This is a genomic window from Paenibacillus sp. FSL H7-0714 (genome assembly GCF_038003765.1).
In the GTDB taxonomy this organism is placed as follows: domain Bacteria; phylum Bacillota; class Bacilli; order Paenibacillales; family Paenibacillaceae; genus Paenibacillus_AQ.
Genome location: NZ_JBBOPT010000001.1, coordinates 5,578,580 through 5,594,691 on the forward strand (window position 1 = coordinate 5,578,580; position 16,112 = coordinate 5,594,691).

General features: G+C 45.7%; 14 protein-coding genes. 2 read left to right on the forward strand and 12 right to left on the reverse strand.

Annotation, left to right across the window (positions count from 1 at the left end; translation table 11 throughout):
- Window positions 1–181 precede the first annotated feature (181 nt).
- The 3 genes from NST34_RS24990 to NST34_RS25000 all read right to left on the reverse strand — a co-directional run bounded on the left by NST34_RS24990 (window position 182) and on the right by NST34_RS25000 (window position 4,250).
- Window positions 182–2,860, reverse strand: coding sequence for a ComEC/Rec2 family competence protein (locus tag NST34_RS24990; protein ID WP_341128954.1), 2,679 nt, complete (start codon window positions 2,858–2,860; stop codon window positions 182–184).
- A 117-nt stretch (window positions 2,861–2,977) separates the two neighbouring features.
- A complete protein-coding gene (locus tag NST34_RS24995) occupies window positions 2,978–3,496 on the reverse strand; it encodes a deoxycytidylate deaminase (protein WP_042191041.1) in 519 nt (172 codons plus the stop codon).
- Between the two features lie 115 nt (window positions 3,497–3,611).
- Complete coding sequence (locus NST34_RS25000; RefSeq protein WP_341124337.1) at window positions 3,612–4,250, reverse strand: helix-hairpin-helix domain-containing protein; 639 nt, start codon at window positions 4,248–4,250, stop codon at window positions 3,612–3,614.
- Between the two features lie 186 nt (window positions 4,251–4,436).
- On the opposite strand from NST34_RS25000, the gene comER reads away from it, so the two are divergent.
- A complete protein-coding gene (gene comER / locus NST34_RS25005; RefSeq protein ID WP_341128955.1) occupies window positions 4,437–5,288 on the forward strand; it encodes a late competence protein ComER in 852 nt (283 codons plus the stop codon).
- 59 nt (window positions 5,289–5,347) lie between these two features.
- On the opposite strand, the gene leuS is transcribed toward comER, so the two are convergent.
- The 6 genes from leuS to NST34_RS25035 form a co-directional block, all read right to left on the reverse strand.
- Window positions 5,348–7,798 (reverse strand): leucine--tRNA ligase, encoded by a 2,451-nt coding sequence (gene leuS / locus NST34_RS25010; protein ID WP_341128956.1) that lies wholly within the window; start codon window positions 7,796–7,798, stop codon window positions 5,348–5,350.
- A 517-nt stretch (window positions 7,799–8,315) separates the two neighbouring features.
- Window positions 8,316–9,383 carry an AI-2E family transporter gene (locus NST34_RS25015; RefSeq protein WP_042191048.1) on the reverse strand — a complete coding sequence of 356 codons (1,068 nt, stop codon included), beginning with the start codon at window positions 9,381–9,383 and terminating at the stop codon, window positions 8,316–8,318.
- A gap of 232 nt (window positions 9,384–9,615) precedes the next feature.
- Window positions 9,616–9,825 carry a hypothetical protein gene (locus NST34_RS25020; RefSeq protein WP_036677557.1) on the reverse strand — a complete coding sequence of 70 codons (210 nt, stop codon included), beginning with the start codon at window positions 9,823–9,825 and terminating at the stop codon, window positions 9,616–9,618.
- Between the two features lie 14 nt (window positions 9,826–9,839).
- Window positions 9,840–10,361 carry a PRC-barrel domain-containing protein gene (locus NST34_RS25025; protein ID WP_042191050.1) on the reverse strand — a complete coding sequence of 174 codons (522 nt, stop codon included), beginning with the start codon at window positions 10,359–10,361 and terminating at the stop codon, window positions 9,840–9,842.
- A 99-nt stretch (window positions 10,362–10,460) separates the two neighbouring features.
- On the reverse strand, window positions 10,461–11,606 hold the full coding sequence (locus NST34_RS25030) for a cysteine desulfurase family protein (RefSeq protein ID WP_341128957.1): 1,146 nt from the start codon (window positions 11,604–11,606) through the stop codon (window positions 10,461–10,463).
- A gap of 230 nt (window positions 11,607–11,836) precedes the next feature.
- Entirely contained in the window at window positions 11,837–12,286 is a 450-nt protein-coding gene (locus NST34_RS25035; RefSeq protein ID WP_341129594.1) for a DUF523 domain-containing protein, read from the reverse strand.
- 125 nt (window positions 12,287–12,411) lie between these two features.
- On the opposite strand from NST34_RS25035, the gene NST34_RS25040 reads away from it, so the two are divergent.
- Window positions 12,412–13,092 (forward strand): SOS response-associated peptidase, encoded by a 681-nt coding sequence (locus tag NST34_RS25040; RefSeq protein WP_341128958.1) that lies wholly within the window; start codon window positions 12,412–12,414, stop codon window positions 13,090–13,092.
- Window positions 13,093–13,113: 21 nt separating this feature from the next.
- Here NST34_RS25040 and NST34_RS25045 read toward each other — a convergent pair whose 3' ends face one another.
- From NST34_RS25045 to NST34_RS25055, 3 genes are all read right to left on the reverse strand, one after another.
- Window positions 13,114–14,211 carry a glycosyltransferase family 4 protein gene (locus NST34_RS25045; protein WP_341128959.1) on the reverse strand — a complete coding sequence of 366 codons (1,098 nt, stop codon included), beginning with the start codon at window positions 14,209–14,211 and terminating at the stop codon, window positions 13,114–13,116.
- A gap of 25 nt (window positions 14,212–14,236) precedes the next feature.
- Entirely contained in the window at window positions 14,237–15,445 is a 1,209-nt protein-coding gene (locus NST34_RS25050) for a glycosyltransferase family 2 protein (protein WP_341128960.1), read from the reverse strand.
- Window positions 15,446–15,614: 169 nt separating this feature from the next.
- The gene (locus NST34_RS25055; protein WP_341128961.1) at window positions 15,615–15,989 is read right to left on the reverse strand and encodes a hypothetical protein; all 375 of its coding nucleotides are present in this window, start codon (window positions 15,987–15,989) and stop codon (window positions 15,615–15,617) included.
- Between the last annotated feature and the right edge of the window lie 123 nt (window positions 15,990–16,112).

Genomic DNA, 16,112 nt, shown 5'->3' on the forward strand with positions numbered 1-16,112 from the left:
TATCTGTAAATAGCTTTCTATTGCATTTCGTGCAATAGAACTTGATTTTCCAACTCCATAGAAAGATTCTGTTGCACTTCATGCAATAGATACTATTAAAATTCAGAGAATTAGGCGTTTTCCTTCATTTTGAGTGTACAAAGTACAGTAGAATGAAGATCCAGCTATCTTGGATTGCGTTCTATTGCACAAAATGCAATGCCTCCACCAACTTATATCGCACTTCAACCCTCTCCGCCCGCACCCGCATCTGTATCTCCCCCTGCTGATCCGTCCGGAATATAGATGCTTGGTTATCTTGAAATCGCTCCAACACCTCAGCTTTCGGGTGACCATACAGATTATTGACACCCGCAGAAATCACCGCTGCTGCAGGCTGCCAGAATTTTAACCAAGCTTCGCCAGAAGATGTCTTGCTCCCATGATGAGCCACCTTCAGCACATCAATGACAGGTCCAGTGCTGATCCCCTTTTGCTTAGCCTGCTCTACAATCTCTTCCTCGGCTTCCAGATCCATATCTCCGGTGAATAGAAAGTTTCTACCATTCATCTCTAAGCGAAAAGCTACCGAATCGTGGTTCTGTTCTTCCAGTAGAGGAATGCCATTCTGATAAGGAGTACCCGACGCTTCTCCATCCCTTCCCTCCGGCCATAAAAAGGACAGCTCCGTCTGATCATCCGTGGAAAGGGTCATTCCTTGATGCACAGCATACAACTGAACATCCCTCTCTAGTGCAGTCCTCATCATTCCCAAATAAAACTCGCGATCAACAAACGTTCCATTAAAAAGCAACGCCGAAACTGGAATTTCTTCCAACACGGCTTGGAGTCCTCCGGCATGATCTTGATCTCCATGTGTCAAAATAATCGCATCTAAACGGTGGATACCACGTTTTTTCAGCAGAGGCACCAGCACTTTAGCGCCAACCTCGAACGGACTTCGGCGAACGCGCCACTCTTCTTTTTGACCAAAGTTTAAGGTTCCACCACCGTCCACTAGAATATGTGCTCCGCTCGGTGTAGTGATGAGAATACTGTCGCCTTGTCCGATATCCAGATAACTAATTGTACCTCTACCTGCTTGACCATCCGACTGATAACCCCTATACAGCAACATCCCCAGCCCAACTGCCAATAGTAGAACAATCGCTCCGCTCCAGCGTCCAACCTTAGAAGCACCAACAGCAATCTGTGCATTCCCCTCTCTCCCAAACCCACCGTGACTGTTCATAGATAAACCAGCCTCCGCTAAAGGTCTCGTCTCATCCTCCATATATTGCGGTGCAGAACGAGCTTCCTTTCCTAGCTTGGCAACATACAGCAGACCATACAACAAAACATAGTACACCCCGATCCACAGCAGTGAAGGCGAGCCCCAAATCAGTACTCCACCAGTAAATTCATTGATCCATTCCACAACGTAGAAAGTAAAGTTATTCAGCAGCTCCGTAACATGTGCCAGTACTTTTGCAGCATCTTCCCATAGTCGTCCAAGCAGTAGCGCAAGCGTCCCTAGCGGCAATACTACAAAGGTAATAAAAGGTACAAAGACCAAATTGGCGACAAAGGATAGTAGCGAAAACTGATTAAAATAATAAATCGTGAGTGGGAAAGAAACTAATTGGGCCACTAACGTCACCGAGACCGCACCTTTAAGCCAGCGTGGCAGTATGCTCAAAAGAGGATTCATAAGCGGAACGTATACCATCAAGCCCAGGGTCACCAGAAAAGACAGCTGGAAGCTGACACTGAGCAGCATATAAGGATTCCAGATCAACATAACCAGTGCCGATGCCGCCAAAATATTCAGTCCATCCTTCAACATTCCAACTCTTGCAGCGAGCAAGGCAATCATACTCATCAGCCCCGCACGCACAATGGACGGACCCGCACCAGACAAAAGGACGTATACCGGTACGAGTAAGAAAGTGAGCGTTAGTGCGGTCTCCTTTGTCAAGCGTAAGCGTCTGAACAGAAATAAAAGAACGCCTACATACACCGCTACATGCATACCTGAAATAGCGAGAATATGCGTCAAACCGAGCTGGGAGAACTGCTTAAAGGTATCCGGATCGAGATCATCCTGCATCCCAATGATTAAGCCCTTCATATACCCAGAGTGGCGTCCTTGAAAAAGTTGGTCCAGCTCCGCCCCAAGGGCCGTTCGCGCGCTGTCATTTAAGCGAAGAATCGTTAACGGACTCCATGAATCTGGTACGGTTACCCTTACATTTTCCGCTCCCTGCCCCTTCAATAGCCAATGAATCTTCTTCGTATGTAAATAGGCACGATAATCGAAGCCTCCAAAATTACGCGCTATTGACGGCTCTTCCAGCACGCCATTAAGCAGCACCTCATCCCCTCTTCGCCACTCCGCAGCGACAGCAATTTCTTGCTCAGCCAGAAGTTTGATCTGAACTGCGATTAACTCCCCTTGCATCTTGCTGTCCTTTCCATCCAAAGGATCAGATGAATTATCATCTCCTTCTGCAAGCAGGTTCATATGTAAGAGCTTCATTATAAAATCAACCCGATCCCCATCACGTTCCACGACGGAAATGATCGTGCCTCTAGCTTCCACGGGACTCCCATTCAGCTCTGCAATCGTGCTACCCAGCGCTTTAGGAATTCCGCTAATATTGCGAGCTTCGTTCCACTCCCAATATCCAGCCGCTAAAGAAATGGATAAACACAACACCGCTATGTATTTCCAGCTCACTGTTCCCCACACCCTCAGACTCACCAGTAAAAGTATTAATCCAGCCCACGCCAATAGCAATCCGCTCCCTGAGCTTAAGCAAGCCGCTGCGCTTCCAGCCACCCAACATACTGTAAAGCTTAACAAGGGTCTTTCCTTCACGTGCCCATCCCCCTTTCACAATACTGGATACAAAAAAAGAACCTCTGCATACGCCATAAAAGCGCACGAGAGGTTCTTCCTCAAGCCATCTTATTAAATTGGTGTTATACAGATCAGCTATTCCGATACTTTGATCATCGTTTCACTTGGCGGCTCATAGTTCTCCAATTGACGAAATATGATACCCTTGGCAGCCATCATCGCTTCAACCTTTTCCATATCCTTACGGTAAGGTCGGTAATACACGATTTCCACGATACCGCTGTTCGCCAGCATATTGGCGCAGGTCCAGCAAGGCTCATCTGTCACATAGACGGTACTGCCTTCCCGATCGATTCGGTCTGTAAATAGCAAAAGATTCTGTTCCGCATGAATCGTGCGAATACAGCGCTGTTTCTTCACCATTGTCTCTACGCCATCCACGATTTCCATTTCATATTGCTCCGAGAGCATACAGCCTGCCTCTGAACAATCAGGTACGCCCATTGGCGCCCCGTTGTACGCTGTTCCTAGCAACTTCTTGCCTTGTACCAGCACAGCACCCACATGTCGGCGATTACAGCGTGAACGAGTTGAGACCATGCAGGCAATGTCCATGAAATAAGTATCCCAGTCTTTACGATAAGCAGCAGTCATAATCAATCTCCATATCCTTCTAAATAGTTGTTAACTATTGTAGCACATCCCCGCAAGTATTCACTAGGACAACGGTTGTAGCACATTCAACAGTACCTTCAATACCCTTTTATCTTCAAAATATTACTAAAGGCTTTAGCTTTTCAAGCATTTTGGGCCCAATCCCCTTCACCTTCCCCAAATCTGACAGACTACGAAAAGCCCCTTCACGGTTGCGGTATTCGATTATAGTCTGGGCCTTCTTCTCTCCGATGCCCGGAAGATCCATCAGCTCCTTAGCACCCGCAGTGTTCACATTTATTTTACCATCCTGTGAAACGACTGACGTGGTAACTTCAAGCGCCTCCAAAGCATTCTCTCCAGTAACTGTTGTCCCTTTTTCATCTACTGGAGTCGGGACAGTATGATCTACTTGTGCAGTATCCTTCACCTTCTGAGCAGCATCAGACTTATCACTAACTTCAGCCTTTCCAGCACTATCATTTTTCCCAGAAGCATCAGTCTTCCCAGTAGCTTCGGCTCCCACTGTAACTTTCCCAGCACTTTGCTTATCTACCTTCGTCTGCTGGCCTCCCACTTTGCCCTCTGTAGCCGAAGCTTCATCTGGCTCAGCGACTCCAATCGCTTGTTCCATGCTTCCATTCAAGGTTTCCCATCCGGCAATGCCGGAATCCCCCTTGTTCCCTGCAGACCATAGCAACCCACCACCCAGTAGAGCTACAACCACTCCGAGCACTATATTCCCTTTATTCAAAATGCGCTCCCCCTCACGAAAATTCGTCCTATACTTTTTTGTGAATCTTCATACATTCCTTTAATTGGAATTCCCTTTAATAATTCATACAAAACCTGTCATTTGTCCAAGGCTATCCTGCATACATATAACGAAGAGAATTCATGTCAGTTAGTAAAAAGCAATGCTAGAAAGGAGGAACCACAGGTGAAAGTAGGATTTATCGGAACAGGCAGCATGGGCAGCCTGCTGATCGACGCCTTTCTTTCTTCCGGAGCGCTAGAACCGTGTGATGTGCTTGCCAGCAACCGCAGCATGAACAAGCTGCTGGAGCTTGAGAAGCGTCACCCCGGCATTTCCATTTGCGGAAGCAATAGGGAGACAGCGTTAGGAAGTGATATCGTTTTTTTATGCGTAAAGCCACTTGAATTTAAAACATTAACAGATGAGATCGGCTCATGTCTCCGGAGTGAGCAAATTGTCGTATCCATTACAAGTCCAGTTCAATTGCATCATCTGGAATCCGCTTTGCCGTCCAAAATTGCCAAGATCATCCCAAGCATTACGCACTGCGTCAAGAGTGGGACTTCACTGTGCATATTTGGCAGCAGGCTTAATAAAGAAGACAGGCTTGTACTGCTACAGCTATTGTCTTTCATAGGTGTTCCCTTAGAAATCCAAGAAGCACATACCCGAATCGCTTCTGATTTCTCCAGCTGTGGACCTGCGTTCTTAAGCTATTTCATTGAGCGCTGGATTGAAGCAGCCGTTGAGGCCACTGGAATTGAAGAGACATTAATCAGCCGACTCGCTGGTGAAATGCTGCTTGGAACAGGCAAATTGCTGACAGAAGGGGAGTTTACCCCGCAAGAGCTTCAAGAACGGGTCGCTGTTCGCGGTGGAATTACCGCAGAAGCGTTAAACCACTTACGTACCAGTCTAGATGGTGTATTTGAACGCCTCATCACGACAACGCATGATAAATATGATGAGGATGTTATTAAGCTTGATGAGCTATTCGGACACGACACTATTAATCAGGGTCCTAAAGAACGTTAGAACAACAAAGCCCGCAGCACGGATTTCTCCGATGCTGCGGGCAGAATTGCGTTCTTCGCTTAACCCACTACAATATTTACAAGTTTGCCAGGAACCGCAATAATCTTGCGTACGGTTTTACCTTCTACAGCTGCACTCACATTAGGAAGTGACAGCGCATGAGCTTGCATTTCTTCCTGACCCATATCCAGCGGAATCAGGGCGCGTTGTACGATTTTACCATTAACTTGAATAACGATTTCAACCTCAGCATCGACTGTCCATGCTTCATCATAAGTTGGCCAAGCCACGTAGCTGATGCTTCCTTCATGACCAAGCAGTTGCCACAGCTCTTCAGCAATATGCGGCGCCAGTGGTGACAACATTTGCACAAAGTGTTCGGCAGCTTCATGGGACAAGGTTTCTTGCTTGTAGGCATCGTTAATGAAAATCATCAACTGGCTAATCGCCGTATTGAAACGCAGATGTTCGAAATCCTCAGTGACTTTCTTAATCGTTTTGTGCCAAGTACGTTTGAACTCTTCCGTACCGCCATCTGCTGTGATTTTGGCATTGAGCTTACCTTCCTCATTCACGAACAGGCGCCATACACGGGACAAGAACCGGTGAACTCCTTCAACACCCTTTTCATTCCAAGGTTTGGTTGCTTCCAGAGGGCCCATAAACATTTCATAGACACGCAGTGTATCCGCACCGAAAGCTTCAACAATTTCATCTGGGTTGATGACATTTCCGCGTGATTTACTCATTTTTTCATTATTATTTCCAAGAATCATGCCTTGGTTAACCAGCTTATGGAACGGTTCTTTCGTTTCCACTACGCCGATATCATAAAGCACCTTGTGCCAGAAACGTGCATAGAGCAAGTGAAGTACGGCATGCTCCGCTCCGCCAATGTACAGATCCACTGGAAGCCATGCTTTTTGCTTCTCAGGGGAGCACAGCTCTTGATCGTTTTTCGGATCAATGTAACGCAGGTAGTACCAGCAGCTGCCCGCCCATTGCGGCATGGTGTTGGTCTCACGGCGAGCCTTCATACCAGTCTCAGGATCAATCGTTTCCACCCACTCTGTTACATTCGCAAGTGGAGACTCCCCAGTACCCGATGGTTTGATCGCATCTACATCAGGCAGTACCAGCGGCAGCTGATCAACCGGAACAGTCTTCATTGTACCGTCTTCCAAATGCAGAATTGGAATCGGCTCTCCCCAGTAGCGTTGACGGCTGAACAGCCAATCACGCAGACGATAGGTTACTTTACCATTACCTACGCCCTTCTCTTCAAGCCAAGCAATCATCTTCGCAATCGCTTCTTCATTCTTAAGTCCATTCAAGAAATCAGAATTGACATGCGGTCCGTCTCCGGAATACGCCTCTTCTTCAACGTTGCCACCTTGTACGACTTCCACGATATTCAGGCCGAATTGTTTAGCAAATTCCCAGTCGCGAGTATCGTGACCTGGAACCGCCATGATCGCACCCGTTCCATATCCGGCAAGTACATAATCTGCAATCCAGATCGGTGCCTTGGCGCCATTCACAGGATTGATTGCATACGCACCCGTGAATACACCGCTCTTCTCTTTAGCCAAATCTGTACGTTCCAGATCACTCTTATGAGAAGCTTTCACACGATATTCTGCAATCGCTGCACGTTGTGCTTCTGTTGTAATGGCATCAACCAGTTCATGCTCTGGTGCTAATACACAGTAGCTAGCTCCGAACAATGTATCTGGACGTGTTGTAAACACGGTCAGGCTAGCATCGTGACCTTCAATTTCAAAGTTCACTTCTGCACCTGTGGATTTGCCAATCCAGTTGCGCTGCATATCCTTGATGCTTTCAGACCAATCCAGCTCTTCCAGATCTTCAAGCAGACGCTCAGCATATTCAGTAATTCTCAGAATCCACTGACGCATCGGTTTGCGGACAACCGGATGTCCTCCGCGCTCACTTTTACCATCAATAACTTCTTCGTTGGCAAGTACTGTACCCAGTGCCTCGCACCAGTTAACAGGTACTTCTGCTACATAAGCCAAGCCTTTGTTGTACAACTGGATGAAAATCCACTGCGTCCATTTGTAATAATCTGGATCTGTAGTGCTGATCTCGCGATCCCAGTCGTAGGAGAAACCCAGCGATTTGATCTGACGACGGAAATTATCGATGTTCTTATCTGTAAAATCACGTGGATGCTGACCTGTATCCATTGCATACTGCTCTGCAGGAAGTCCAAAAGCATCCCAGCCCATTGGGTGCAGCACGTTAAAACCACGCATCCGTTTGTAACGTGATACGATATCCGTTGCTGTGTAGCCTTCTGGATGACCTACGTGTAGTCCTGCACCTGAAGGGTACGGGAACATATCCAGTGCATAGAAATTCGGTTTGGTTGGATCTTCACCTGTCTTAAAACTTTTGTTCTCATCCCAGAACTTTTGCCACTTGGGCTCAATAGCCTGCGCCCGGTAACCGCCGGCAGGTATACTGTTTGTTTGATTGTCGCTCATTGTCTGCTCCTCCTTGGAGTGTTATTACTTAGATTTCTTAACCAAGCATAAACTACCATCGGCATCCTTATAAGGACGACAAGCGTTTATGCGAGAAATATAAGACATGAAGTATTTCGGGAAACCTATACCCTCTTATATTTACAAAAAAACCTCCCATCCCTAGCGTATTATCGCTAGGGACGAGAGGTTATAATTCCCGTGGTACCACCCTAGTTAGCGGCTGAATATACTTTATTCTGCCACTCACTTTGCACCCTTTAGCGGGGGTGAGGCGACGGCGGTTCACCTAGGACATCCATTATGTCTAGTGGATATCCTGAAACTTGCGCCGTTACTCCGAGGTGAGTTCACTCCGTTCCGTTAACCGGCTCGCACCTTAGTGCCGGCTCTCTGCAATAACGGTATAGAATTAATACTCCTCATCATCGATCAACTATATATACCGACTGTTCATCAGTAATATTCCCCAACATTATATACAAAACTGTTGACTATAGTCAATGTTTTACCCTATTTACACGGGCTTTCGTTTGATTAAATACGTCATAAAGTGTTGAATAACGACTTTTGCAGCCGCGAAGAACGGTACAGCTAGGATAAGTCCGATCATTCCCGCCAATTCACCGCCAACCAGAAGCGCAAAAATAATGAGCAGCGGATGCAAATGCAGCTTCTTTCCCACCACCTGTGGTGAAATAATGTTACTTTCCACGATTTGGCACACTGTGTTAACCACTGCAACCAACAGCACTAAACGAAAAGAAACAGTCGAAGCCATTACAATGGCTGGTGCAGCCCCCAAAAAGGGACCCATATACGGAACAATATTGAACACTGCCACCACACTCGCAAATAGTAAAGCATACGGCATTCCGATGATGGCATAACCGATATAAGCAAGCACACCTATAATAATGCAGACCAGAAACTGTCCACGAATGTAGTTGCCTAGTGCATCATCGATATCTTTTAACAAAGTTACAATAGACTTACGGCGTGCGCGGGGCAGACAAGACACCACCGTCCGCTCAAACACATCAAAATCCTTCAGAATATAGAACACTAGAAACGGTACGATGAAAGCATTGAACAGCACATTAATCGTTGTCCCTATATTATCGAGAAAATTAGAAATCCCTTCGGCGAGACGACTTTCCAATTGGAAAAACCAGTTGTTCATCCCCATCTCGACCCCGGGCGGGATTAGTCTAGAATTCATATGTCGCATCAGCCCTTGGGCTTGCAGCGTCATCTCTGGCAAATGTTCATTCAACTCTTCAAGCTGCTCGATAAACATCGGGATAAGGTTAATTGCGATCACTGCAATCGCCGTTAGGAATACTGCATATATAAGTAGAACAGCTACACTACGCGGCATCTTCCGTCCAGCCAGCATACTAACGACGGGATTCAGCACGTAGGAAATAATCATAGCTGCCAGAAATGGAGCGAGGATTGCCTTCAAAAATACAAATATCCCCTGCAGCATCGGACGAAGCAACCAAACAAAATACAAAATGATCAGGGAGAGCAGCACTCCGATCATCCAGCGGAACCACTTACTTTGGGACCATTGCTCCATGAGTGTACCCTCCTGCGACTGTAGCCTGGACTAGCTTCGTAAATAAGTATATGTATGGCCGCAGCAAAATAACCATCAAGCACACAAATAACCCCACAAAGTGAGGCCTTTGCTTCGATGCTTTGCGGGGAACCCAAAAAAAGCGCCAATAACCCTGCAGCTGATTTCAACTGAAAGGAGATTGACGCTTTAAGTACATAGATCATTCTTGCTTACAAAGCAAGATTCATAGTTAAGACGACGCATGAATTTGCGGGAAATCCTGAGTCATATCATCCCCGGAGAAGAGATCGTCCAGCGAGCTGAGTGTGCCATCTTCTTCAACTTGATACACCGACATTTTCTCGCCGTTTACCGTCAATTCAATGAAACAGCCCCAGCAATAGAACTGGTGGGAACCAATCTTTCCGATATCTTTGGAGTTACAATTTGGACACTTCATATAATACATTCCACCTATCCGTTAACAATATTAATGGCTTTTTGTAGCCGTTCTTCGCTCATTGCAGGAACCATTAAAGCATTCTCACCAATGGACATCTCATCAGAACAAGGCAGCCATTTGCGGCCTTCGATCAAATCAGTCACAAGCCCGTCACTGATTTCCAGCGCTCCTATTGTGTTTCCCAACTTTTGGTCAAAATAAACATCCGATATTCGTCCAAGTATAGTTCCAGTTGTAGTCAGTACTTTCAAATCCTTAAGTTTGTTCTTTCCTAATAGAAAAGTACAAGGTATATGATCGGCATCTGTCTTATCAATCGACTCTTTACTCCGAATCATGACAGCATCCTCGCCGTAGGCCACAATATCTTTCCATGCCACAAATTTCACATGGCCACCAAAAAAAGATTTGCTTTCCAGTTCAATACCCGTAATATTCCAGTTTGAATCGAGTAGAATATCGACAATCTTGCCGATTTCATTCCCCTCTTCAACTTCAAATACAGCCAAGCCGATCAGATCTTGTAGTCTCATGGCTGCCTCGGTCCCCTCACTTTGAGTGTACTTACGAGTTCTCAGAAAGCCAAAAGCCCGAATCGCCCCGATACAGATCGAAACCTAGAGTAACAAGTCTCATTTACGTAGGCCATTCAAAATGGTTTCAACTTTTCGAGCAACGTACTCGATTTCTTCAGTAGTATTACCCAAACCGATACTAAATCGAATCGCAGACTCTAAAATATTTTGGGGAAGTCCCATTGCTTTCAGAACATGAGATATTTCCAGGGATCCTGAGGTGCAAGCCGAACCACTTGCTGCCGCAATCCCCTCCATATCCAGGTTCATCAGCATAACATCTGTCCCAGCCCCTGGGAAGCTCAAATTCAGAATACTAGGCAAAAACTCCTCGGTATTACCGTTAAGCGAGTAACGCTCCCGTCCAATCAGAGTATCCAGCTCCTCGAGCAGTCTACTGCGTAGGAGCTTCATATTCTGTTGACGTTCTGACAGCCCCTTAACCGCTATTTCAACGGCTTTGGCAAACCCAGCTGCTCCGGCTAGATTCTCTGTTCCGGCACGTCTGCCGCGCTCCTGAAGGCCACCATGAAGTCTTGGATGCAGTGGCGCTCCGCTTCGAACGTATAAACCACCGATCCCTTGAGGCCCATTGATCTTATGAGCAGTAAAGCTCATGTAATCTACTGGAAGCTCTCGGAGTGTAATAGGGAGTGCACCTAGAGCTTGTACAGCATCTACATGGAACAGAATTCCCCGTTCTCTAGCAAGCTGACCAATCTCCTGAATAGGCTGAACGGTGCCTACTTCATTATTGGCATACATTACGCTGATCAACACCGTGTCTTCCTGCAATGCAGCCTCTACGTCTGTAGCAGATACCCTGCCCGTCGAATCCACAGGGAGATAGGTAACTTTGAAGCCTTCCTTCTCTAGCTCTTCGCAGGTATGTAACACTGCATGATGCTCGATCTGGGTGGTGATAATATGTTTTCCTTTATGGGAAACTGCATTTGCTGCTCCATAGAGCGCTAAATTGTCGCTCTCGGTGCCGCCTCCAGTGAACACCCACTCGTCAGGGGAACAGCCCAAAAAGGCGGCGATATTATCGCGCGCCCCGTTCAATATTCTTTTAGCTGAACGCCCGAACTGATGTACACTCGATGCATTTCCGTATTGTTCTGTCATTATATTCAGCATGACCTTAGCCACCTCGGGATGAACCGGGGTTGATGCGGCGTGGTCCAAATAGATGGATTTCATATTCATTTCTCCGCTTCTAGAGTATAGGAAACTAGTTCTTCTAAAAATATAAGAAGGTATAAGTTTCACATTATACATTATCCTTATATTTCTCGCTTAAACGCTGACCGTCCTAAAAAGGACGAAGAAGACGTTTATACTTGGAACTATTAAATTATACCGCGCGAGAAGTGAGTTTTCCACAAGCGAAAGAACACAATATTGTAATCATTTCCCTATGAAAGCTAGGATTATAGTAGCCAGTTCTCTTCAGAGGTTACCTCAATGCCATTTTTTCTAAGTAAAGCTGTAGTAACGCCATTTCCGGCTATTTTCTTCCCTTTGAATTCCCCATTATAAATCATACTGCTGCCGCAAGAAGGACTGTTTTCTTTAAGCACTACCATCGTAGCTGATACCTCTTGGGCTTTTGCAAGCGTAATATAAGCACCCTCTAAATACATATCTGTAACATCTGTACCTGATCGATCTACTACTTTAGCCGTCCCTGCCAGCACATCCTCGCCATTCCCACCAATGATTTCGGCTGGTTCTCTAGGCGTTGAGAATCCTCCCAGCAACTCTGGACACACAGCAATCGCTTGATTCTCATTTAAAAGCTTCTGAATTTTCTCATCCAAACAATCCGTACCATTATATCTCACCTTCATGCCAGCTAGACAAGAGCTTACCAAAATCACCAATGAGCACCTCTTTCTTCATTCATTCCGCTTCGTTTATAATAAGAAATATTCCGAGCATAACATGATGAAATTAAGCTGTAAACGGAGTGAACTTCTAATCTACTGACTGGGGAGTGTAAATAATGTGCGGACGCTATACAATAACCGTCACTATGGAAGAGTTGATGGTCAGATATTTTGCGAATGATTCAACCATTATCCACTATGCCCCTAAATATAACGCCGCGCCCATGCAGCAAATTCCGGCAGTCATTCATACAGGTTCCAGCAATAAGCTTGGGGAACTGCGTTGGGGCCTGGTTCCTTCATGGGCAAAGGATGACAAAATCGGCAGCAAAATGATCAATGCCCGGGCAGAGTCGCTGCTGGAGAAACCTTCTTTCAAGCGCTTAGTAAGCTCACGCCGCTGCATCATCCCATCTGACGGCTTCTACGAATGGAAGGTGCGGGGCAGCAGCAAACAACCCATGCGGATCGTGATGCGCGATGGAGGTATTTTCTCTATGGCCGGATTATATGATATTTGGATGGACCCTGAGGGTAATAAACTAAGTACCTGCACGATTATAACGACTACTCCGAACGAGCTTATGGCTGAAATCCATAATCGCATGCCGGTTATTTTAAAGCCTGAGGATGAGACAGAGTGGCTGGATCGGGGCAATCAGGACACTACCTCTCTAATAAAGCTCCTGAAACCGTATGATCAACAACTAATGCGAGCCTATCCAGTTTCCATGGCTGTCGGAAATGTTAGGAATGATGCAAAGGAATTAATTGAAGAGGCACAGAAAACATCTTAACCCTGCGGCTTAACCGCAGAGTTAAGACCATCGGCGCTCGATCTTAGATCGGCGTCTCACCAATTGATGAGACATCTGGAGAAATCTATCCGCATACAGCCCGGAGGAAAGATTGTTTCGGATATGCCATTCGCCATTCATCCTAATTCTGTCCCGCAGTGCTGGATCATGCATTAAAGATAAAGCAGCATTCACAGCTTCATCCAGCTGCCCTCTTGTGTATATTTTTCCAGTATGATTATTAATGACAAGTCTCCGAATGCCATCCGAATCCGTAGTAAGAACAGGACAACGACACAACATCGCCTCGGCTACGGCGTACCCAAACCCCTCGAGAATAGAGGTGGAACATAGCAGTCCTCCCGAGTCACCAATAATGCTCATATAATCTGCCATTTGCCCGTGAGGAACATTGGAATGCGAAATCAAACGTGAGGAAATCCCTGTCTCGGCTACAAATTGTTCGAAGCTCTCTTTTTGCTCCGGCTCAAACAAAGTATCGTCCTGAAAAATCCATAAATAAAGCTCTGGATGGATCGCCAGCAGCCGTTGTCCGATTTGTAGAAATTCTCTCCAGTTCTTATTCGTTTGAATTCGTCCCACCCAGCCGAGGATGGGAAAGCTTTTTGCGGGATAATTGGTATATTCAAACTGATCGCAATCGATCGGATTGTCAAAGCAATATTGAGGAACAGATGGAAATCCACCTTTAAAAAGCGTCTGCAAATGAGTGGTTTCTGGATAGAGCAGTGCATCGGTTAGCTTGTGAATCCGCTCATTAAAATTACTAATAACTTGCTCCGCTTCATCTAAGGTCCCCAATCCCTGCACCTCAAAAACAAGCGGCCCCTTGTAACCAAACCCTCTAAACCTCTCCGCTAAGTAAATATCCGTACACACTACAATCAAGTCAAAAGCTTCCCGAGTGAGCAGTCCCCTGATCTCGTCATCATTATTGGTAATATAGGTTTGAATATTAGGGATATTTTGCTGCCCTTTCCCAGGGTGTGTGTACAACAAATGACACTCTACACCGCGATCATGTAATGCTTGGCAGCGCACTCGGTTCAGGGTCTGCATGCCGCCGCTCGGGTTGAAGAAGGTGAACAAAATCTTCATTACGATCACTCATTCACATATTATTTTAGGAAAAATAGATCTTCAACAAATCATACAAATCTGTGCTTCGAAACAGCTCATTATAGTAGTGATTTTTAGTCGATGGGACATGTCTATGCCGGAATCCAATCAAGCTATGATCATCCGTATAATAATTGGAGATCGTATCTCCACCGGTAGTAATCAAAGCCTCCAGCATGTATTCAATATCGAGTGTTCCGATGAAAATCTTGGGACCTAAAACTATCGTGTAGGGAGTGGACAAGTGCTCTAGCGCTCCACAAATCGCGTGCGACTCCACAACCCCTGGCATGTAAACAAACTCTGTTGCAGGATGAGGGATTGAACCTATTAGTACAGATGGTTGACCCGTAAGTGATAAATCCAGCACCCGACACTCATAATTGCTATACGTCTGTTCATACAAATTCTCTATCCTCGCTATTTCCTCCGCACCAGCATTTACTACAGGAAATAAAACGGTAATCATAGGACGAATCCCTCTACGGAATCGCGCCTGATGGCGGGTCAAGTGGTACGTATATCTCCATCTCCGATGATTTTCAGTGGAATGTAACTGTGCAGATACACTAAAGGTAGAGTCCACACGATAATTCACCAGCTCCACGGGGATAAAGCGAATATCACAATGTTCAGCAAGTCTCAGCCAGTAATCATAATCCTCCACCGGCTCCATTCCGTACCCCCCAACAAGCTTCGCAACCTGCGATTTGTACATGAAAGAAACACCAATAAGCGAGTAATCCAGCAATCTCTCTTTGGGCTGTGACTGGTAATTTCGCTGAGTAGCTAGCTGATGCTCGTTATGAAGTAGGTTTCCCTCGTTATCTATACTTTGAAAAGAACTGTACACGATTCCTAGCTCCTGCGGCCCCTTCACTAGTGCCCCTCGAAGGATTTCGAGAAAACGGGGTTCATAAACATTATCGCTGGAGACCCAGCTCAAATACTGAATACTGGGTTCGCTAAATAAAAGATCAAAGCCCGTATTCAGCGCATGTGCAATACCCCTGTTCTGTACATAAGAGATAATAGTTACCCTTGGATCCTCGGCAATTATTGATCTCACAAGCGGTTCCATATCTGGCGCACCATCAATTACAATGATCAGTCGAAATTCGGTGAAGGTTTGGCGCAGAACAGACTCCAGAGCTTGCCGAAGGAATTCCGGTTTTTGGGTATACAAAGGCATAACTACTCCTACATCCGTCATGATTTTTACCTCTTTCTACATTGGAGTATAAAATTAGTATATTTAAATTCCACCTTTGTGCCTGTGTGAATGCCTTTATGAGATTTATTGCGCCTAAAAAAAGAAGCAACCACCCTGTTTCTATCGGTGGTTGCTTCTTGATTACTGCATGATTGTCTAAACAATTACTCTATACAGGTATAGAAAGGGCGGTAATCTCCGTTAATTCCGATTGAAGCACTCTCTGATCGGTAACAAGATTTCCGAACTCATCCAAACCGTACGTAGAGCATACTACATTTGCTAATGGAAAAGGGGTACTTATCTGAACCTCGTAAGATACATTCCCCGCAATGAAGAACTCTCTGATATCAGAACTCATTGCTGGAACATAATATCCTGTGACATAAAGCGGTGTTAGTACAAGCGTTGAATACGGAACACCGAAGATTTCGACGATGATCATTGCGTTCGCATTACTAGTATTACGAACACTAACAGCCACATAACTTGCTGCAGTTCCTGTTGCTCTTGTATTCGTAATAAGACCAGTGGTATAAGGCATTTCCATCACTCCTTCCCTCATTTTCTATCAATATATTCAGGAATAATTTGGAAGTTGTGAGGCAAGAGGAATGGGAAAAGCGTGGATAAATAGCTAATTAGACATGTACACAGTTCACTTTCC

Bases quoted from the DNA above. Each gene is read 5' to 3' on its own strand.
- NST34_RS24995 (WP_042191041.1), bottom strand. From the start codon at position 3,496: ATGACTGCTGCTTATCGTAAAGACTGGGATACTTATTTCATGGACATT.
- leuS (WP_341128956.1), bottom strand. From the start codon at position 7,798: ATGAGCGACAATCAAACAAACAGTATACCTGCCGGCGGTTACCGGGCG.
- NST34_RS25015 (WP_042191048.1), bottom strand. From the start codon at position 9,383: ATGGAGCAATGGTCCCAAAGTAAGTGGTTCCGCTGGATGATCGGAGTG.
- NST34_RS25020 (WP_036677557.1), bottom strand. From the start codon at position 9,825: ATGAAGTGTCCAAATTGTAACTCCAAAGATATCGGAAAGATTGGTTCC.
- NST34_RS25025 (WP_042191050.1), bottom strand. From the start codon at position 10,361: ATGAGACTACAAGATCTGATCGGCTTGGCTGTATTTGAAGTTGAAGAG.
- NST34_RS25030 (WP_341128957.1), bottom strand. From the start codon at position 11,606: ATGAAATCCATCTATTTGGACCACGCCGCATCAACCCCGGTTCATCCC.
- NST34_RS25040 (WP_341128958.1), top strand. From the start codon at position 12,412: ATGTGCGGACGCTATACAATAACCGTCACTATGGAAGAGTTGATGGTC.
- NST34_RS25045 (WP_341128959.1), bottom strand. From the start codon at position 14,211: ATGAAGATTTTGTTCACCTTCTTCAACCCGAGCGGCGGCATGCAGACC.
- NST34_RS25050 (WP_341128960.1), bottom strand. From the start codon at position 15,445: ATGACGGATGTAGGAGTAGTTATGCCTTTGTATACCCAAAAACCGGAA.
- NST34_RS25055 (WP_341128961.1), bottom strand. From the start codon at position 15,989: ATGCCTTATACCACTGGTCTTATTACGAATACAAGAGCAACAGGAACT.